Source organism: Prochlorococcus marinus XMU1412 (assembly GCF_017696315.1).
Classification (GTDB): Bacteria; Cyanobacteriota; Cyanobacteriia; order PCC-6307; family Cyanobiaceae; genus Prochlorococcus_A; species Prochlorococcus_A marinus_AF.
In genome coordinates, this window is the sequence record NZ_JAAORJ010000001.1 from 145400 (window position 1) to 163631 (window position 18232).

At 31.9% G+C, this 18232-nt stretch carries 22 protein-coding genes; 9 read left to right on the plus strand and 13 right to left on the minus strand.

Annotated elements, in window-relative coordinates:
* Nucleotides 1-30 precede the first annotated feature (30 nt).
* The 3 genes from HA152_RS00795 (at nt 31) to HA152_RS00805 (ending at nt 3806) form a co-directional block, all read left to right on the plus strand.
* Complete coding sequence (locus HA152_RS00795) at nt 31-1635, plus strand: NAD(P)H-quinone oxidoreductase subunit 4 (RefSeq protein ID WP_209133291.1); 1605 nt, start codon at nt 31-33, stop codon at nt 1633-1635.
* Between the two features lie 123 nt (nt 1636-1758).
* Nucleotides 1759-2580, plus strand: a complete 822-nt coding sequence (locus HA152_RS00800) for a segregation/condensation protein A (protein ID WP_209132559.1) — start codon at nt 1759-1761, stop codon at nt 2578-2580.
* Nucleotides 2581-2627: 47 nt separating this feature from the next.
* Nucleotides 2628-3806: a nucleotidyltransferase family protein gene (locus tag HA152_RS00805; RefSeq protein WP_209132561.1), complete on the plus strand. Its 1179-nt coding sequence runs from the start codon at nt 2628-2630 to the stop codon at nt 3804-3806.
* Here HA152_RS00805 and HA152_RS00810 read toward each other — a convergent pair.
* Nucleotides 3790-4680 carry a methylenetetrahydrofolate reductase gene (locus HA152_RS00810; protein ID WP_209132563.1) on the minus strand — a complete coding sequence of 297 codons (891 nt, stop codon included), beginning with the start codon at nt 4678-4680 and terminating at the stop codon, nt 3790-3792. The two genes, HA152_RS00805 and HA152_RS00810, sit on opposite strands and share 17 nt — an antisense overlap.
* A gap of 77 nt (nt 4681-4757) precedes the next feature.
* On the opposite strand from HA152_RS00810, the gene HA152_RS00815 reads away from it, so the two are divergent.
* The gene (locus HA152_RS00815) at nt 4758-5030 is read left to right on the plus strand and encodes a helix-turn-helix domain-containing protein (protein WP_209132565.1); all 273 of its coding nucleotides are present in this window, start codon (nt 4758-4760) and stop codon (nt 5028-5030) included.
* Here HA152_RS00815 and HA152_RS00820 read toward each other — a convergent pair.
* From HA152_RS00820 to HA152_RS00860, 9 genes are all read right to left on the minus strand, one after another.
* A complete protein-coding gene (locus HA152_RS00820) occupies nt 4999-5187 on the minus strand; it encodes a hypothetical protein (RefSeq protein WP_209132567.1) in 189 nt (62 codons plus the stop codon). The two genes, HA152_RS00815 and HA152_RS00820, sit on opposite strands and share 32 nt — an antisense overlap.
* Nucleotides 5188-5254: 67 nt before the next feature.
* Nucleotides 5255-5752: a CYTH domain-containing protein gene (locus HA152_RS00825; RefSeq protein ID WP_209132569.1), complete on the minus strand. Its 498-nt coding sequence runs from the start codon at nt 5750-5752 to the stop codon at nt 5255-5257.
* The gene (locus tag HA152_RS00830) at nt 5753-6664 is read right to left on the minus strand and encodes an NAD(+) kinase (protein ID WP_209132571.1); all 912 of its coding nucleotides are present in this window, start codon (nt 6662-6664) and stop codon (nt 5753-5755) included.
* Between the two features lie 9 nt (nt 6665-6673).
* On the minus strand, nt 6674-6994 hold the full coding sequence (nuoK, locus tag HA152_RS00835) for an NADH-quinone oxidoreductase subunit NuoK (RefSeq protein ID WP_041484502.1): 321 nt from the start codon (nt 6992-6994) through the stop codon (nt 6674-6676).
* An 18-nt stretch (nt 6995-7012) separates the two neighbouring features.
* Nucleotides 7013-7612, minus strand: a complete 600-nt coding sequence (locus tag HA152_RS00840) for an NADH-quinone oxidoreductase subunit J (RefSeq protein ID WP_209132574.1) — start codon at nt 7610-7612, stop codon at nt 7013-7015.
* A gap of 13 nt (nt 7613-7625) precedes the next feature.
* Nucleotides 7626-8252: an NAD(P)H-quinone oxidoreductase subunit I gene (gene ndhI, locus HA152_RS00845; RefSeq protein ID WP_209132576.1), complete on the minus strand. Its 627-nt coding sequence runs from the start codon at nt 8250-8252 to the stop codon at nt 7626-7628.
* 68 nt (nt 8253-8320) lie between these two features.
* Nucleotides 8321-9439 (minus strand): NADH-quinone oxidoreductase subunit NuoH, encoded by a 1119-nt coding sequence (gene nuoH / locus HA152_RS00850; protein ID WP_209132583.1) that lies wholly within the window; start codon nt 9437-9439, stop codon nt 8321-8323.
* A 75-nt stretch (nt 9440-9514) separates the two neighbouring features.
* Complete coding sequence (locus HA152_RS00855) at nt 9515-10660, minus strand: citrate synthase (RefSeq protein WP_209132585.1); 1146 nt, start codon at nt 10658-10660, stop codon at nt 9515-9517.
* A gap of 126 nt (nt 10661-10786) precedes the next feature.
* Nucleotides 10787-12247 carry a hypothetical protein gene (locus HA152_RS00860; RefSeq protein ID WP_209132587.1) on the minus strand — a complete coding sequence of 487 codons (1461 nt, stop codon included), beginning with the start codon at nt 12245-12247 and terminating at the stop codon, nt 10787-10789.
* Nucleotides 12248-12336: 89 nt separating this feature from the next.
* Here HA152_RS00860 and HA152_RS00865 point away from each other — a divergent pair, with 89 nt between their 5' ends.
* Nucleotides 12337-12687 (plus strand): rhodanese-like domain-containing protein, encoded by a 351-nt coding sequence (locus HA152_RS00865; protein WP_209132589.1) that lies wholly within the window; start codon nt 12337-12339, stop codon nt 12685-12687.
* Here HA152_RS00865 and trpB read toward each other — a convergent pair whose 3' ends face one another.
* Complete coding sequence (gene trpB, locus HA152_RS00870) at nt 12688-13926, minus strand: tryptophan synthase subunit beta (RefSeq protein ID WP_209132591.1); 1239 nt, start codon at nt 13924-13926, stop codon at nt 12688-12690.
* Nucleotides 13927-13974: 48 nt separating this feature from the next.
* Between trpB and HA152_RS00875 the strand changes: the two genes are divergently transcribed.
* Nucleotides 13975-14286: a translation initiation factor SUI1 gene (locus tag HA152_RS00875; protein WP_209132594.1), complete on the plus strand. Its 312-nt coding sequence runs from the start codon at nt 13975-13977 to the stop codon at nt 14284-14286.
* 42 nt (nt 14287-14328) lie between these two features.
* Nucleotides 14329-14952 (plus strand): adenylyl-sulfate kinase, encoded by a 624-nt coding sequence (cysC, locus tag HA152_RS00880; protein ID WP_209132596.1) that lies wholly within the window; start codon nt 14329-14331, stop codon nt 14950-14952.
* A 14-nt stretch (nt 14953-14966) separates the two neighbouring features.
* Here cysC and purE read toward each other — a convergent pair whose 3' ends face one another.
* Nucleotides 14967-15503: a 5-(carboxyamino)imidazole ribonucleotide mutase gene (gene purE, locus HA152_RS00885; protein ID WP_257470592.1), complete on the minus strand. Its 537-nt coding sequence runs from the start codon at nt 15501-15503 to the stop codon at nt 14967-14969.
* A gap of 89 nt (nt 15504-15592) precedes the next feature.
* Between purE and bchM the strand changes: the two genes are divergently transcribed.
* A complete protein-coding gene (bchM, locus tag HA152_RS00890; RefSeq protein WP_209132599.1) occupies nt 15593-16294 on the plus strand; it encodes a magnesium protoporphyrin IX methyltransferase in 702 nt (233 codons plus the stop codon).
* 1 nt (nt 16295) lies between these two features.
* Here the strand turns inward: bchM and HA152_RS00895 are convergent, their stop codons facing one another.
* Nucleotides 16296-17024: a response regulator transcription factor gene (locus HA152_RS00895; protein ID WP_209132601.1), complete on the minus strand. Its 729-nt coding sequence runs from the start codon at nt 17022-17024 to the stop codon at nt 16296-16298.
* A gap of 59 nt (nt 17025-17083) precedes the next feature.
* Between HA152_RS00895 and HA152_RS00900 the strand changes: the two genes are divergently transcribed.
* Entirely contained in the window at nt 17084-18229 is a 1146-nt protein-coding gene (locus HA152_RS00900) for a cysteine desulfurase family protein (RefSeq protein WP_209132603.1), read from the plus strand.
* Nucleotides 18230-18232 lie beyond the last annotated feature (3 nt).

Below are 18232 nucleotides of genomic sequence, written 5' to 3' on the forward strand. Positions count from 1 at the left end.
ACTTATTTTTATACACATTTTGCGACACAAATGTTGGGAAATTTGGGAGCTGGATTGTCTAATTTTCCTTGGTTATCTGCTTCAATTTTATTCCCAATTGGTAGTGCATTTGTGATACCTTTTTTCCCTGATAAAGGAGATGGCAAAGAGGTTAGATGGTTTGCATTGTCTATTGCATTAATAACTTTTTTAATAACTGTAGGTTCATATATCAATGGCTTTGATATTAGTAATGAAAATGTTCAATTGAAAGAAAATATAAGTTGGCTACCTGATTTAGGTCTTACTTGGTCTGTTGGCGCTGATGGCATGTCTATGCCGTTAATATTATTGACTAGTTTTATCACTGCTTTAGCAGTTCTTGCTGCATGGCCAGTAAAGTTCAAACCAAAGTTATTTTTCTTTTTAATATTGGTTATGGATGGCGGACAAATAGCTGTGTTTGCAGTACAAGATATGCTGTTATTTTTTCTAACTTGGGAACTTGAGTTAATTCCCGTTTATTTATTACTGGCTATATGGGGTGGAAAAAATCGACAATATGCAGCAACAAAATTCATTATCTATACAGCTGGCAGTTCTATCTTTATTCTTCTGGCCGCGTTAGCAATGGGTTTCTATGGTACAGAAATTCCTAACTTTGAGTTTTCGCACTTGGCGGCTCAAGATTTTAGTCAAAAATTTCAAATATTATGTTATGTAGGGCTTTTAATTGCATTTGGTGTGAAACTACCAATAGTACCTCTTCATACTTGGCTCCCAGATGCTCATGGAGAGGCTACAGCTCCTGTTCATATGCTTCTGGCAGGAATTTTATTAAAGATGGGAGGATATGCTCTTTTAAGATTTAATGCACAATTATTACCTGTAGCTCATGCTCAATTTGCCCCATTATTAATAGTTCTGGGGGTAGTCAACATAATTTATGCTGCATTAACTTCTTTTGCTCAAAGAAATCTTAAGAGAAAAATCGCATATAGTTCGATAAGTCATATGGGTTTTGTTCTTATTGGTATAGGGAGTTTTAGTAGCCTTGGAACAAGTGGAGCTATGCTGCAAATGGTTAGTCATGGATTAATAGGTGCAAGTTTATTTTTTCTTGTTGGCGCCACCTATGACAGAACAAAGACTCTTAAACTTGATGAAATGAGTGGTGTAGGACAAAAAATGAGAATTATGTTTGCCCTATGGACTGCTTGCTCCCTTGCTTCCTTGGCTTTGCCTGGTATGAGTGGATTTGTTTCCGAATTGATGGTATTTACAGGGTTTGTTACTGATGAAGTGTATACACTTCCTTTTAGGGTAGTGATGGCCTCTTTAGCTGCTATCGGTGTAATACTTACTCCTATTTATCTACTTTCAATGTTGCGAGAAATTTTCTTTGGTAAAGAAAATACTAAATTAATTGAAGAAAGAAAACTTATAGATGCAGAGCCAAGGGAAGTTTATATTATTGCCTGTTTACTTTTACCGATTATTGGAATAGGTTTATACCCAAGATTAATTACTGAAAGTTACATTGCATCTATCAATAATTTGGTCGATCGAGATTTAACTGCAGTTAAAGGTGCTGTGAAAACAAATATTTTTTCAGGGACTAAAACAAATGACATATTAAAAGCCCCAAAAATATAATTTTTTAAATTTATGCAATATTGTTTGGCATTAAATAAATTAAAAGATATCTTGTGATTAGATTTTATCTATTTTAAAATATCTAATTTAAATCCTATTGGTAGACAACAATTAGGCCCTAGATTGTTGATTAAGTTTCTTCAAGACGCCGCAGGTAAAGGCGAGCTTGATCCATGGGATATTGATGTAATCAGTGTAATTGATAGTTTTTTAGAGCAATATTCACATACTTTTAATCAATCTGCAAATAGTCAAATCTCGTATCAGAAGGATTTAGCTGAGACCAGTGAAGCATTTTTCGCGGCTTCCGTACTAGTTAATCTTAAGGCTCAAGTTTTGGAGTCTGATGTTTTCAAAGAAAATTCCTCAGATTTTGAAGATGAATTTGATTTGGATGATCAAGATTGGATTGATAAAGAATTTGATATTCCAAAATATCCTGAAAAATATCTAAGGAGAAGATCAATTGCTCAACCAATTCTTAAACGTACAACAACATTGGGAGAACTTGTAAGTCAGTTAGAGTCAATAGCAGAAGTTATAGAAACCCAAGATCTTTTGCTCATGAAGAGAAAAAGAAATAAAAAATATTCTGATAAGGCTTTAATTTCTAAAGTAAAATCATTAGCGCATCGCGAGAAACTTCCAGAAACAACTAAAGCATTAGGGAAATTTATTGAAGGATGGGAAAAGGCATTACAATGGACAGATTTTGAATATTTAGTCAAGAAATGGCAAACAGTAGTAAAAAATGATTTAGATAAAGATCGTTTAGGAGTTTTTTGGGCTTTGTTATTTTTATCATCTGAAAACAAAATTGAAATTAAACAAATTAATTCCTTATATGGCCCAATTCAAATTAAAAGAATAATACCCGATGGTGGCTTAGCTCAATTGCCTATAGAAAATCTTGAGGTAAGTAATACCTCTTCCTCGGCTGCTTAGAAGCTTCATAGTAATAACGTATAATTTTAACAAATGGTTTTGAATTTATGAAGGCAATGATACTTGCGGCAGGTAAAGGCACACGTGTTCAGCCTATTACGCATGTTATTCCGAAACCGATGATTCCGATTTTGCAAAAACCTGTTATGGAGTTTCTCTTGGAACTTTTAAGAGAACATAATTTTAAGGAAATAATGGTCAATGTTTCTCATCTGGCTGAAGAAATTGAAAATTATTTTAGGGATGGGCAAAGATTTGGAGTAGAAATCGCTTATAGTTTTGAAGGAAGAATTGAAGATGGAGAATTAATAGGTGATGCTTTGGGATCCGCAGGAGGATTAAAAAAAATTCAGGATTTTCAAAATTTCTTTGATGAAACTTTTGTTGTTTTATGTGGTGATGCTTTAGTTGATTTAGATTTAACTCAAGCTGTTAAAAAACATAAACAGAAAGGAGCTATTGCGAGCTTAATAACAAAGAAGGTAACTAAAGATCAAGTATCAAGTTACGGTGTCGTAGTTTCTGATGAAAATGGCCGAATAAAGGCTTTTCAAGAAAAGCCAACAGTTGATCAAGCTTTAAGTGACTCTATAAATACAGGAATTTATCTTTTCGAACCCGAAATTTTTAATTACATACCTTCAGCAGAGAAATTTGATATTGGAGCTGATCTTTTCCCTAAACTTGTTGAAATGGATTTACCATTTTTTGCTTTACCAATGGATTTTGAATGGGTAGATATTGGAAAAGTTCCTGATTATTGGAGTGCTATTAGAAATGTATTGCAAGGTAAGGTAAGACAAGTGCAAATACCAGGTAAGGAAATTAAACCAGGAGTTTTTACTGGTTTGAATGTCGCGGCTAACTGGGAAAAGGTTAATATTAGCGGGCCGGTTTATATAGGAGGCATGACTAGGATCGAGGATGGAGCAACTATTATTGGTCCTTCTATGATTGGACCAAGTTGTTGCATTTGCGAGGGAGCAACTATAGATAACTCAATTATTTTTGATTATTCTAAAATTGGTAAAGGGGTAAGACTTATGGATAAGTTAGTATTTGGTAAATATTGTGTTGGCAAAAATGGAGATCATTTTGATTTGCAAGATGCATCTTTAGATTGGTTAATAGCAGATTCAAGAAGATCTGATTTGACTGAGCCATCACCTCAACAGAAAGCTATGGCAGAATTATTAGGTACTGATTTGATTAATATTCCAGACTAAGATTAGCTTTTTCAATAATCTCAGGAATTAAATGCTCTGCTTTTACGGCCATTAGATGAACACCATTTGCGATATTAATGAAATCATGTGCTTGTTCAGATGCAATTTCAATGCCTTCTTGTAATGGGTCTTTAGCATCTTTAAGACGATTTAAGATATTTTCAGGGACGTTTGCGCCTGGAACGTATTTGTTTATAAAGAGAGCGTTTTTGTAAGACTTTAATAGAAATACACCTGCAATGACTGGAATTTCAAGAGGCTTGCTAATTTTTTCACAAAACTCTATCAAATTTTCTCTTTCCATAACCATTTGAGTTTGTATAAATCCAGCTCCAGCCTCTTTTTTCTTTCTTAATCTATTTTCTAAACTTCTTTTATTTCTGCAATTTGGATCAGCTGCAGCACCTGCAAAAATAAATGTTTTTTTATCGGAAAGTTCTCCTAGAGTAGGATCAATTCCTTTATTAAAAGCCTGAATTTGTTGAAGTAATCTAACTGACTCAAACTCATGAACGGCTTTGGCATCTTGTTGATCCCCAGCTTTTACTGAATCACCGGTAATGCATAAGATGTTTTTAATTCCTAAAGCATTTGCGCCCAGAATGTCTGATTGTAAAGCAATTTTATTACGATCTCTGCAAGAAATTTGCATTACTGGTTCTATCCCATTTTCCAGTAATAGTTTGGACATTGCCAAGCTGCACATTCTCATTACAGCTCTGCTTCCATCAGTAATGTTAACAGCATGTACCTTATCTTTCAAAAGTTGTGCTATCTTAAGAGATCTTATGGGGCTTCCACCTCTTGGCGGCATTAGCTCTGCCGTTATTACCTTAGATCTTTTTTCTAAAGTCTGCTGAAGTTTCGATTTCAATTGCTTTTGTTTCCTAGTTGGTTAACAAGTGTACTGAGATTGCTAAACTTAATTAATATAAAAAAGGAACTGTTTAATTGCAAATGGTTGAAGAAGAAGTAAACAACATTGATATGATGGGTCTCTCGGCAAGGGAGATGGAAATCATTGATCTCGTAGCTGATGGGCTTACAAATCAAGAAATTGCGGTAAAACTTACTATTAGTAAAAGAACTGTTGATAATCATGTAAGTAATATGTTTACAAAAACTGGTTCTAAAAACAGAGTTGCACTGTTAAATTGGGCAATGGACAACGGAAAGATTTGTAGAGATGGGTTTAATTGTTGTACACTTCCTGACTCGGATTAGGATTAGTATAACCCTCTACTTTGTTTGTATTATCAGCCAAATCCATTAAACAATAATTTGTAGAACCTAATTCGAAGAGTTCAGCATATGCAATACATGCATCCTTATCTGAATCAACAAATCTCAATATTCCTTCTTTGTCGTAGAGACCATACATCTGAAGAAAATAGAAAAATACTTTGCTTAAACATAAAGAAAATATAAGGGATGAGTGGTTCCTTTGACTAGTTACTTTTTAAAGTTGTTAAATAGTCTTCTCTCCACTCTGAAAAAGGATTGTTAGCGAGACTGAAATTGGAGTAATGGTTCAGTCCAGTAATTTCTTTTGAAATGAAAGATGGAAGAAAAAAATCTTCTTTTTCATTAGAAAGTTCAATTTCTGCAATTTCAAGTGGATAATTATTTTCTTTAAAACAATCTATAATCCAAGATTTTTTTTCAATTTCTAGTAAGTATCTATCTTTTTTAATTGTATTTGAAAGATTTGACATTATTGTTTCAGCATCGCTTCGTGGAATGGAGTATTCAAATTCAAAGTTGGTAAAGCCCTTGATATGTTTTTTAAGTGTAATTTTAGAGTTTTTGCCAATAAGCCTTACCCTAATAATCCAATCATCTAAACTTTTAGATAAGTATCCTTGTTCAATATAAATTTTTTTATTTATGAATTCTTTCCAATTATCATTTTTTATAAGAAATCTTCTTTCTATTTCTAAGGCCATTTAATTTTTGAAATCTTTTTGAGATAAATCACCTTTCCAATCTAGTTTTTTTATAAGGGTATTATAGTAGCTTGTGCTTTTTTTAAACTTTATTATTTTGCAGGGCGATTGCCCTTTTTTGATCTCACAATAATAACTTTCCTTAATGGTCATACATTTTGAACCGTCTCTCCATAATTTAATTTCCCCTGTACTTTTTTTTACAGGTTTTATGATTACCTTACTTGTATTAGGTATAACTATTGGTCTACTAGCCAAACTCATTGGGCATATAGGGTTAATTACCATTGCATCAATGCTAGGGTGCACTATTGGCCCCCCTGCAGCCATTGAGTAGGCAGTTGAACCAGTAGATGTAGATATGATTAATCCATCACCTTTGTATTCATTAACCTTCTCATTATCTATTTCAATTTGTATTTGGTTGGTTGGAGAAATGTCTTCTTCAACAGATTTAAAATAAAAATCATTTAAGGCATCGTAGCTTTTTATAATCTTTTTCTCAGAACTTGTCTCATTTATACAAACATTACAATTTAATCTATTACGAAAGTCAATTTTATATTCTTCGTTTTCAAGTATTTCAATAAAAGATTTATCGAATAAAAAATCTTTTTCTTGCGTAAGGAAACCTAGATTACCACCAATATTAAAACTCAACAAAGGAATATCATAATCAGCTAAAGCATTTGCACATTTTAGGAAGGTTCCATCTCCACCAAGAACAATGCCAATACTTGGTAGGAATTCTATATTACAAAAATATTTTTCAATTTCATCTTTATAAAAATCACTTTCAATTCTTTTTGATTTTATATTTTTAGCTTTGAGGACTTCTTCACAGAATTTAGAAGCCTCTTGAGCAATAGAACTATCTGAACGATATATAATAAGCACTAATGAAAGTTTCATTTAGTGGTTTTACCATTTTAATAAATTAAAACTTTCCATATCTACAGTTACCCTATTCCTATAAAGGGATAATAAGATAGCTAATCCAACTGCTGCTTCTGCGGCAGCCACAGTAATTACAAAGATTGTAAAAACTTGTCCTTGAATTAAATTATTATCAACATAGGAAGAAAACGTCATTAAGTTTATATTTACTGCATTGAGCATTAACTCAATGCTCATAAGGACTCTTACTGCATTTCTGCTATTTAATAATCCCCAAATCCCAATACAAAATAGTGCTGAAGATACTATTAAAAATGCTTGAATAGGAATAGATTCTAAATTCATCATAATAAGAGTGAAAGGTTAATTTTTATTTGTAAGTAGTGGTTCTGATGATTTTTCAATTAACTCTTGATCAACAGGTAATCCAGTGGAAATATCCTTGCTCATTACATCTCTTCTAGCTAATACAATAGCTCCAATCATTGCCATTAAAAGTAAAACTGATGCTACTTCAAATGGAAGTAAATAATCACTAAATAGATGTTCACCAATTCTGATAGTTGATTCTTCTCCTATAGAGTTTTGAGGACTTGATAGGGTCCACTCATTAGTCAAGTCAACTCTAATTAAAAGACTTAGCAGGGTTAAACATATTGATGTTGATATGATTCTTCTCGATTTAATGTCACTGATGGGCTTTAAATCTTCTTTTTTATTGACTAACATTATTGCAAAGATTATTAATACATTCACTGCACCTACATAAACTAAAACTTGAGCTGCAGCAACAAAACTTGCATTTAGAAGAAGATATAATCCTGCTACACTCATGAAAACTCCTCCTAGAAGAAAGGCTGAATAAACAATACTTTCAAGCAATACAACACCAATAGCTCCAATAAGGATTACTAAAGATAAAATCGTAAAACAAATAATTTGAGTTGTTATTGCAATGGACATAAATTAATGGAAATTAATTGTTTGGATTAGAAACTTTATCTTTATTTTCATTGGGTTCCGGTCTCATCCAATCATAGACTTCTTCAGGTAATTTACCAACTCTAGTATCTGAAGCTGGGATTTCATGAGGGTCCATGACACCTTTAGGAAGATAGGCAAGTTCTCTTAGAGGTTTAACTGAAGGATCTGTTGTGACGTTCGTAGGTAACCTACCAAGTGCAACATTATCAAAGTTTAGATTGTGTCTGTCAAAAGTAGCTAATTCATATTCTTCGGTCATCGACAGACAATTAGTTGGACAATATTCAACACAATTTCCGCAAAATATACAAACTCCAAAGTCTATAGAGTAATTTCTAAGTTCCTTTTTTTTAGTTTCTTTATTCATTACCCAATCAACAACTGGTAAATTTATGGGGCAAACTCTTACGCACACTTCACAGGCAATACATTTATCGAATTCATAATGTATTCTTCCTCTATATCTCTCGGAAGGTATTAATTTTTCATATGGATATTGGACAGTAACAGGTCTTCTTCGAAGATGATCAAAAGTTACTGAAAAGCCATTATATAAGTATTTACCAGCATTAAATGCTTCTTTGATATAGCTATTTATTTGTTGAAGAAAATTTTTCATTTTGAAGAATTTACTTAGTTATTTTATTTTAGTGGATTAATTTTAAATTTAAGTATTTTTACTTAAGTTTAACCACCAAAGAATTGCGGAAAAGCAAGTTTTAATCCTGCAGTTATCAAAAGATTAGCAAGAGAAATTGGAAGAAGAAACTTCCATCCTAGATCTAATAGTTGATCTATTCTTACTCTAGGAGTCGTCCAACGCAATAATATTGCAATGAAAACTAAAAGATATGCTTTCAATACAGTCATTATGATTCCAATTGATGCAGTTAAAACTTGTATAAAGGGTGCATTAATGGGCAAGTTTAGAAACTTAGCTATTAATTCAACTGGAATAGGAAAACCCCATCCTCCCAAATAAAGTATTGATACCAATAAAGCTGAAAGGATTAGGTTAATGTAACTACCCAGGTAGAACAATGCGAATTTCATACCTGCATATTCAGTTTGGTATCCTGCAACTAATTCTTCTTCAGCTTCGGGTAAGTCAAATGGAAGTCTCTCACATTCTGCAAGAGCACAAATCCAAAAGATTATAAAACCAACCGGTTGTCTCCATATATTCCAGCTTAAAATTCCTGCACCACTTTGTTGGTTGACAATGTCAATAGTACTTAGAGAATTTGTCATTAGTACAATAGCCAGTACAGATAAAGCTAAAGGAATTTCATAACTTATTGATTGAGCTGCTGCTCTTAAACCTCCTAATAAAGAATACTTATTATTTGATGCATATCCGCTCATGAGAAGTCCGATTGGCTGGATACTGCTTAAAGCAATCCATAGGAAAATTCCAATACCAACGTTACTTATTAAAAGGTTTTGTCCAAAAGGAACGATTAGCCAGGACAGAATAACTGGGACAAGAACTAATATAGGTCCTGCAGTGAAGAGTATTCCATCCGCTTTAGCAGGAATAATATCCTCTTTAACAAGCAACTTAAGACCATCAGCAATTGGTTGGAGGACGCCAAGTGCTCCTGCATATTCGGGGCCTATTCTTTGTTGAGCAGCAGCAGATATTTTTCTTTCAAGCCATACTGTTACTAAAACGCCAACTACTGCAGCTACCAAAATCAAAAGCATTGGTAGAGGGAGCCAAATTATATGAGCGATTTCGCTGGAAAGGCCAAAACCTTTTAAGAATTCATTAAAACTATATTCGAGATCTAATCCGTATTCCAAAATTTTTTTGTTATTTACTTTATAGATTAACTCTTCACAAACAATATGTGTGTTTTTTATGAAAAGCTACAAATATTATTCTCTATTTTCTAGGCTGATCCAATCTCTTGGTGCTGAACCTGTATAGATTTGCGATGGCCTGAAAATTCTGTTTGCTCCAAGTTGCTCTCTCCAATGAGCTAACCAACCAGCTACTCTAGATATGGCAAAAATCGGCGTAAATAAATCACGAGGAATACCAAGTTTTCTATAGACAAGACCAGAATAAAAATCCACGTTAGGGAATATACCCTTAGGTCCAAGTCTTGGTATTGCCTCTGCCTCAATTGATTTAGCAACTTCATACATTTCATCAGCTCCAAATCTTATAAAAAGCTCTTCTGCCAGTTTTTGAAGAATTATTGCTCTTGGATCTTTGACTTTATATTCTCTGTGGCCGAAGCCCATGATCTTGCTTTTATTTTTTATTGCATTATCTAAAAAAGATCCAGCATTTTCTGGGGTTTTAATCTCTTCTAACATTGCAATTACATCTTCATTTGCTCCTCCATGCAATGGGCCAGCCAAGGTTCCTACTGCAGAGGCGATGACAGCATATGGGTCTGTAAGAGTACTTGCAGTAACTCTAGCGCTAAATGTACTTGCGTTTAAACTATGTTCGGCATGTAGAATTAAACACCTATCAAAAACTTTTGCAGCTATAGGATCTTGTTCTTTTTCAGTCAGCATGTAAAGAAAATTTGATGAGTAAGTTAAATCATCTCTAGGTTGAATTGGATCTTGTCCTTTTCTAATTAGTTGAAACGCAGCAATCATTGTGGGTATCTTTGCTATTAGTCTTATCACTGCGTTGTAGATGTAGTTAGGATCATCTATTGCCCTACGTGAATAGAAGAGCCCCAAAGAAGCTGCACTAGATTGGAGAGCATCCATAGGATGACCAGTTGCAGGGAAACATTTCATCATATCTCTGACTCTAAAACTTAACCTTCGATGCATCTGAACTTCTTGTTCGAAATCTCTTAGTTGAATAGCTGTGGGCAATTCACCCCAAATCAATAGATAAGCAGTTTCTAAAAAACTGCTTTTTTTGGATAGTTCTTCAATGGAATAGCCTCTGTATAATAATTTACCTTTGTTGCCGTCAATATCACAGATAGATGAATTAGTAACTGGGACTCCTTCTAATCCTGGTTTTAAAATTAGTTTGTTGCTATCCAATTGCTTAATTCAATATCAAATACTTATAGATTAAAGATAGTAAAATAATTTTTAATTAACCACAAGATATTAAATTCGCAAAAAATTAAAATGATTGTCTTTGAAGCTTATTTGAATAAATTTAATTTACAGAATTTTTAATATTGTTTCTTTATAAAGAATTGGATTTTTTTCAGGAATAGATTGACTTATGATTTCTAGCGATTCTTCATTTGATATTTTTAAAATATTTCTAATGAGAAAATTAAGGTCCTGTAAATTAGAAAAATATTCAATTTTATTAGAATTTTCATTTTTGATATCAACTTTTGAATAAAGAAAAGCAGATTTATCTTTATTACTTTTTAGGTTAAAAAATTTTTTTGAAATTCTCTCTAATTTTTCACCATCAATTAAATGATTACTTATGATTTGTAAACCTCCTGATTCTATTGAATAAATATTTTCAAAAGTTAATTGTTTTATAACATCGTCTTTTTCTTCAAGAATATCTTTGGAATAGATCGAATAAATATCTTCATTTTGTTTCAAAGTATATTTGTTGAAATCTTTTAGTTTTTTAATAGTACTTAAATCAAATTGATCTTCATTATTTTTTTCAACTGTAATAACCCAATCTTTATTTGTATTGAGAATTAAAATGTTTTGATTATCATTCTGATTAAACTCTTTAAAAAAATTGAGTTGAAAATCATTTATTAAAGGTTTTAGATATTTGTCAAAATTTTTTATATCACTAAAAATTGAAATTTCAGGATTATCTTCATTAGTATCCTCTTGATTTATTAACCGATCGTAAGCAAGAATATCAATATTTTTTTTATTATTTAGTAAATAGGATTTTAAAATTAAATGTTTATTTTTTAAGTCAAATGTTGTAGCTATGATATCTAGCTTATTCTCAGTAAAAATTTCCTTATCAAAAAATATACTTTCCCAAAATTTATTTGTGAATAATATGTTTTTTTCGTTTTTTAGTTCAAAAAGTTCTCCCTCATATTGAAATTTTTTTTCTTTAAAATTATTGCTGGAGTTAATACTATCTTTGATTAATTTTTTATCTGATGAGGCAATTATATAATTATCCTCGGTTCGGTATATAAAGTTAAGAAAATTTATTTTGTTTTCTCTATTAATTGAAATTATCTCATCAATCTGATCAATTTTATTAGGCAAATTTAATAAATCTTCTATTGTTTTTTCTGGCTTAATTTTAAAAACTATCAAAATATCATCCTTAAGCTTTTTATGATTTTCAAAAGTTGAGATTATAAGTTCATTATTGTAGATATCTTCTATTTTATTTTTGCCTAAATCTATACCTAAGTAATCTAATATAGATTCTTGTATTAAAACAAAGTTATCTTGATTTTTTGGATTGTTATCTTTTTCTTTATTATTGACAAAATTAAAACTATCTAAATTTGAAATAAATAATAGTTTATTGTTTTCAGGAATGTATTTTAATATATTTAGTTGCTCAATATTTGTACTTTGCTCCTTATATTTATTAGCAGAAACTTTTTTAAAACCAAAAAAAATTAATAATGATAATAATAGTATTATTGCTACTACCCTAAGTTTCATTATCAATGTTTATTTTTATTTTTAACAATAAACTTCTTACTGCAACTTAATTTATTAAATTGTAAATAACACATAATTTATCCTATAAATTGGGAAGTTGTCCAAAATCTATAAATGCCTTTAGTCTCAATGATTGGTTTAATTCTGAGAAAGAAGACCCAGTCTTGATTGATGTAAGAGAAAAGTCAGAGCTTGAACTGGCTCGTTTCTCAAAAGAATTCTTACATATACCAATTAGTAAAGTCACATTTGAATACGTTGAAGAAATATTTGCTGGTTTATTAGACAGAAAAATTGTAGTTACCTGTCATGCAGGAATAAGAAGTTATAACTTTTCACAATGGTGTTTAAATAATAATATTGTTAGCGAAATATGGAATTTGGAGGAGGGTATTGATGGATGGAGTAGATACATTGATCCATCAATTCCAAGGTATTGATTAAATTTCTAATGAAGATGCAACAGTATTAACATCTTTGTCACCTCTACCAGAGCAATTGATAATTATATGAGTATCTTTTTCAAGAGTAGGGCATAATTTCTCTAACCAAGCAAAGGCATGGGAAGTTTCAAGTGCTGGTATAATTCCTTCAAGTTCACTAACAAGTTTCAAAGCATCTAAAGCTTCTTGATCAGTTACTGATCCATACTCTGCTCTACCTATATCTTTTAAATGGCTATGTTCAGGCCCTACTCCAGGGTAATCTAAACCCGCACTTATTGAGTGAGCTTCTTGTACTTGTCCATTATCATCTTGTAATAGAAGACTCATTGATCCATGCAAAATTCCAACTGACCCTTTAGTGATAGTTGCAGCATGTTTGTCAGTATCAACTCCGCTTCCTGCGGCTTCAACTCCAATAAGTCGTACAGAAGTTTCTTTAACGAAAGGATGGAAAAGACCCATTGCATTTGATCCCCCACCTACACAAGCAAGTAAAATATCGGGTAAAGATCCAAACGATTCCAGACATTGTTTTTTAGTTTCTTCTCCTATAACTGCATGAAAATCTCGCACAATCTTTGGGAAAGGGTGTGGACCTGCAACAGATCCTAAAATGTAGTGTGTGGTTTCGACATTAGAAACCCAATCTCTAATGGCTTCACTAGTAGCATCCTTAAGTGTTGCAGTACCTGAATTTACAACTTTAACTTCAGCTCCAAGAAGTTTCATTCTGAAGACGTTAAGGGATTGTCTTTTTATGTCTTCAGCACCCATATAAATAATACATTTCAAGCCAAATCTCGCACAAACAGTAGCCGTAGCAACTCCATGCTGACCTGCTCCAGTTTCTGCAATTATTCTTTTTTTGCCCATTCTTATTGCTAATAAAGCTTGTCCAAGGGCATTATTAATTTTGTGAGCACCAGTATGATTTAAATCTTCTCTTTTAAGCCATATCGTTGGAGTTGCTTGTTTAGTTTTAAAATGTTCAGTAAGTCTTTTGGCTTCATAAAGTGGTGTTTCTCTGCCTACATAAGTCTTAAGAAGATGATTTAATTCTTTTACAAAAAATTTATCTTTCCATGCAATAGACGCAGCTGTTTCAAGCTCAAAAAGAGCAGGCATTAGCGTTTCAGGAACATATTGACCACCATATTTTCCAAATCTTCCATCTTCAGAGGGTTGATTTAAATCGTCTTTTTTATAATTTTGGCGAGAAAATGTACTTACCACTTTTTTTATAGAATAAGTATTAACTAACTATAGATTATAATTAAAATAATGGGAAAAAAGAATTGGATCGAATTTGATAATCAAGAAATAAAATATGAAGAAGCAGCTAAGATAGATACTTTTGATAAAAGATCAAAAATAAATATTTCAAAACAAAAAAAAGGTAAAAAGGGTAAGACTATAACTTTAATTAGAGGGTTAGGAACTGAGGATGAAATCTTATTAAAAGAATTACTAAAAAAAATTAAAGTTTTTTGTGGTACTGGAGGAACATTAATTGATAGTAATATCCAGTTACAGGGTGATATGGTATCGAAATCAATTGAGTTTCTTCGTAAAGAGGGATTTCATAATTTATGAAGCAAGGGTTAGGATAGGTTTTTAATTTTGGTTATCCAAACAATGAAAGAACAAGATCAAACAAAGTCAACCAATATAAAGTGGCACAATTTAACTATTGATAGAGAAAAGTTAGAGAAAATGAGAGGTCATAAAGGAATGGTTATCTGGTTTACAGGTTTATCTGGCTCTGGTAAAAGTACTTTAGCCAACGCTTTAAATGAAGTTTTACACTTAGATGGTTTTTCGACTTATGTGTTGGATGGAGATAATATTAGACACGGTTTATGTAAAGATCTTGGTTTTTCGGATGTTGATAGAGAAGAAAATATACGAAGAATTGGAGAAGTTGCGAATTTATTTATGAATGCTGGGATAATAACTATTACAGCATTCGTTTCACCATTTATTAGCGATAGAGATAAGGTGAGAAAAATTATTGGATCTAAGGATTTTATTGAAGTTTATTGTGCTGCTGATATCACAGTTTGCGAAAATAGGGATACTAAAGGTCTTTATAAGAAAGCGCGTTTGGGTGAAATTAAGGAATTTACAGGTATTTCTAGTCCATATGAAGCTCCTCATAATCCTGAAATTGTTGTTGATACAGGTTCGTTAGATTTAAATGATTCCGTTGAGAAAGTTGTTAACTACCTTAAAAAAGAAAACTTTCTTAAAAAGGCCTAATAGAAAATATTACTTCATTTATTTTGAAGATAATTGTCAGGTCCAATAGTTGATAACTTACTATTTTTAGTTCTTACCTTTGTATGTAGATTTTCTCTGAATTCTTTTAAAGTTTTCTTTATAGAATCATCAAATAAACTGATCATCTCTATTGCCAATAATCCAGCATTCTGAGCTCCATTAATTGCAACTGTTGCAACTGGAATCCCAGCGGGCATTTGAACGATTGATAAAAGAGAATCAATCCCCTTAAGTGTCTTACTTTCTACTGGTACTCCAACTATAGGTATACAAGTTATCGATGCCAGCATTCCTGGAAGATGAGCAGCACCACCAGCACCGGCAATTATTACTTTTATGTTTTCTGACTCTGCATTTTTTGCATATTCCATCATTTCAATAGGTGTTCGATGAGCAGAAAGTATACAAACTTCAGTTTTTATTCCAAATTCTCTTAAAATATCAATAGCGGGTTTCAATGTTTTCAGATCTGAATCACTACCCATTACGACAGCAATTTTATAAATATCTTTAGAATTCAATTCTGACAAAATAACAAATCAATTCTTTCCTATAATGGCGTGCAATTAATTTGGCGCCAGTTAGTTAGTATAAAAAGAATGAATTTTCATAGAATATTATGACTTTAAATAAGATTATCGAAAAAAGTGAAGTTAGGGAGTATTTTAATGGTACTGGCTTTGAAAGATGGAATAAAATTTATAGCAAATCTGATGAAATTAATACAGTTCAGAAAAATATTAGGAAAGGTCATCAAAAAACTGTAGATGATGTAGTCTCGTATATCAAAAATTATCCTGAACTAACAAAAAAAAGTTATTGTGATGCAGGCTGTGGTGTAGGAAGTCTTTCCATACCTTTACTAAGACTTGGTATAAAAGAACTACAGGTGAGCGATATTTCTTCTGAAATGATTAAAGAAACCAAGAAACGCATTAATGAATTAGGTTTGAATCAAAGAAAAATTAAATATGAAGTCTGTGATCTGGAAAAATTAAAAGGGTTATTTGATGTTGTAGTTTGTTTGGATGTATTTATTCATTATCCTCAACCGGTTGCAGAAGAAATGGTTCAACATCTATGCGATTTAAGCAAAGAAAAACTAATCGTTAGCTTTGCTCCTTATACTCCAGTTCTTGCTGTTCTAAAAAATATTGGAAAATTATTTCCTGGGCCAAGTAAAACTACAAGAGCATATACATTGAAAGAAAAGGGTATTATTAATGCCGCTAAAGAAAGTGGATTTAAAGTTGTTAAAAAGAAATTAAATCAAGCTCCTTTTTATTTTTCAAAACTAATTGAATTCGAAAAAATTAAATAATTTATTTTACTAAATGATTTTCAAGTGCATAACGTACTAATTCGGTTCGACTAGATGTACCTGTCTTGATAAAAAGTCTACTTACATATTTCTCAACATTTCTAATAGATGTTTCAAGCTGTCTTGCAATTTCCTTATTCATCAGTCCCTCTGCTACTAGTTGAAGCACACTTGCTTCTCTTGGAGTAAAACTAGGAAGATTTATTTTATTTTCTGGATTAGTCTGGCTTTGGTCTGTGAGCATAGATTTTATTTCAGTAATTTGTTTTGCCATTTTGCTTACATCAATATCTGCGAATCGTGCCGCTTCTTTTAGTAAACGTTCCTGTCTGTTGATTACATTTTTAACTCTTGCAGCTAATTCATCGGGATCGAAAGGTTTGGAAATATAATCATCAACTCCTGCAAGATAACCTTCAGTTCTGTCAAGGGTCATTCCTTTTGCAGTTAGAAAAATAACTGGAGTTCCTCCTAATTTTTCATCCTCTCTAATTTTTTCTAATAAAGCATAACCGTTGGCTCGAGGCATCATAACATCGCTAATTATCAAATCAGGGAAAACTGTTTGAGCTTTTTCCCAACCATCCTCTCCATCAACTGCAATAAATATTTCAAAGCCTTCATCTTCCAGAAATGTTTTAACGGCTGTTCTTAAACCAGGCTCATCATCAACTAATAAAATTCTTGATTTTCTTACCGGTTCATTATTTATTTGATTAATTTCATTCATTTTTTAAATTCTTTAATTTGATTTTCTGGTAATAAAGAGAATTTTATATACTAAATATAATGCTATCAACTCCTATACTACTAGATTATCAATCTTCGACTCCTTGTTCTAAAGATGTTGTTGATTCTATGGAACCCTTTTGGAGTGAGATATTTTCTAACCCTGCAAGCAAATCTAATTTAGCGGGTATTAACGCAAGCGCCATATTGGAAGCCTCAAGAGAAAAAATAGAACAAAATTTATTTCTTAAGAATAAAAAAGTTATTTTTACAAGTGGGGCAACAGAATCTAATAACTTAGCCCTATTAGGTTTTGCTAGAAATTATCATAAAAAAACAGGAAATTACGGACATATTATTACCTTAAAAACGGAGCATAAAGCCGTTTTAGAGCCCCTCAATCAACTAAAAAACGAGGGATTTTGGGTTACAGAAATTTATCCTGAGAAAGATGGCTTAATTTCAGAAGAACAATTCAAAAAAAATATAAGAGAAGATACATTTCTGGTTAGTGTCATGTTGGCAAATAACGAAATAGGAGTTATTCAGCCCATAGAGAATATTTCAAAAATATGTAAATCGAGAGGAATAACTTTTCACTCTGATTTCGCACAATGTTTAGGTTATATCGAGTTAGACAATCTTTTATCAAATGTAAATATGATTACGATGAGTTCTCACAAAATATATGGCCCTAAAGGGATAGGGCTTCTCTTGATTGATGAAGAAATTAATCTTGAGCCTTTAATTGTTGGAGGAGGTCAGGAATATGGTCTCAGGTCTGGTACATTACCTCTTCCTTTAGTAGTTGGCTTTGCTAAAGCAATAGAGATAGCAGTTTTTAATCAAAAAAATAATGCTGAGAAATTACGTTTATACAGAAATAACCTTTTAGAGGGTTTGTTAGAAAATAATTCTGGTTTATTAATTAATGGCTCCATAGAAAAAAGATTACCTCATAATTTAAACTTGACTGTATTGGATTTAAACGGAGCAAAGTTTCATAAACTTTTAAAATCTAAAATAATTTGTTCTAGTGGATCTGCATGCAGTAATGGTGAACCATCTCATGTTTTACTAGCCTTAGGTCGATCTTTTAAAGAAGCGGAATCTTCAATAAGGTTAAGTATTGGATTAAGCACTAATTCAGACGATATAAAACAAGCAATTCATATTCTTACAAATACGATCAAATTATTACGTTAGAAA

Coding starts and splice junctions, on each gene's coding strand:
- HA152_RS00820 (WP_209132567.1), bottom strand. CDS start 5,187: ATGTATGGTCTCTACGACAAAGAAGGAATATTGAGATTTGTTGATTCA.
- cysC (WP_209132596.1), top strand. CDS start 14,329: ATGAAAGAACAAGATCAAACAAAGTCAACCAATATAAAGTGGCACAAT.
- HA152_RS00875 (WP_209132594.1), top strand. CDS start 13,975: ATGGGAAAAAAGAATTGGATCGAATTTGATAATCAAGAAATAAAATAT.
- HA152_RS00900 (WP_209132603.1), top strand. CDS start 17,084: ATGCTATCAACTCCTATACTACTAGATTATCAATCTTCGACTCCTTGT.
- HA152_RS00805 (WP_209132561.1), top strand. CDS start 2,628: ATGAAGGCAATGATACTTGCGGCAGGTAAAGGCACACGTGTTCAGCCT.
- HA152_RS00840 (WP_209132574.1), bottom strand. CDS start 7,612: ATGTCCATTGCAATAACAACTCAAATTATTTGTTTTACGATTTTATCT.
- HA152_RS00860 (WP_209132587.1), bottom strand. CDS start 12,247: ATGAAACTTAGGGTAGTAGCAATAATACTATTATTATCATTATTAATT.
- HA152_RS00895 (WP_209132601.1), bottom strand. CDS start 17,024: ATGAATGAAATTAATCAAATAAATAATGAACCGGTAAGAAAATCAAGA.
- bchM (WP_209132599.1), top strand. CDS start 15,593: ATGACTTTAAATAAGATTATCGAAAAAAGTGAAGTTAGGGAGTATTTT.
- HA152_RS00830 (WP_209132571.1), bottom strand. CDS start 6,664: ATGAAACTTTCATTAGTGCTTATTATATATCGTTCAGATAGTTCTATT.
- HA152_RS00795 (WP_209133291.1), top strand. CDS start 31: ATGTTGGGAAATTTGGGAGCTGGATTGTCTAATTTTCCTTGGTTATCT.
- HA152_RS00825 (WP_209132569.1), bottom strand. CDS start 5,752: ATGGCCTTAGAAATAGAAAGAAGATTTCTTATAAAAAATGATAATTGG.
- ndhI (WP_209132576.1), bottom strand. CDS start 8,252: ATGAAAAATTTTCTTCAACAAATAAATAGCTATATCAAAGAAGCATTT.
- nuoK (WP_041484502.1), bottom strand. CDS start 6,994: ATGAATTTAGAATCTATTCCTATTCAAGCATTTTTAATAGTATCTTCA.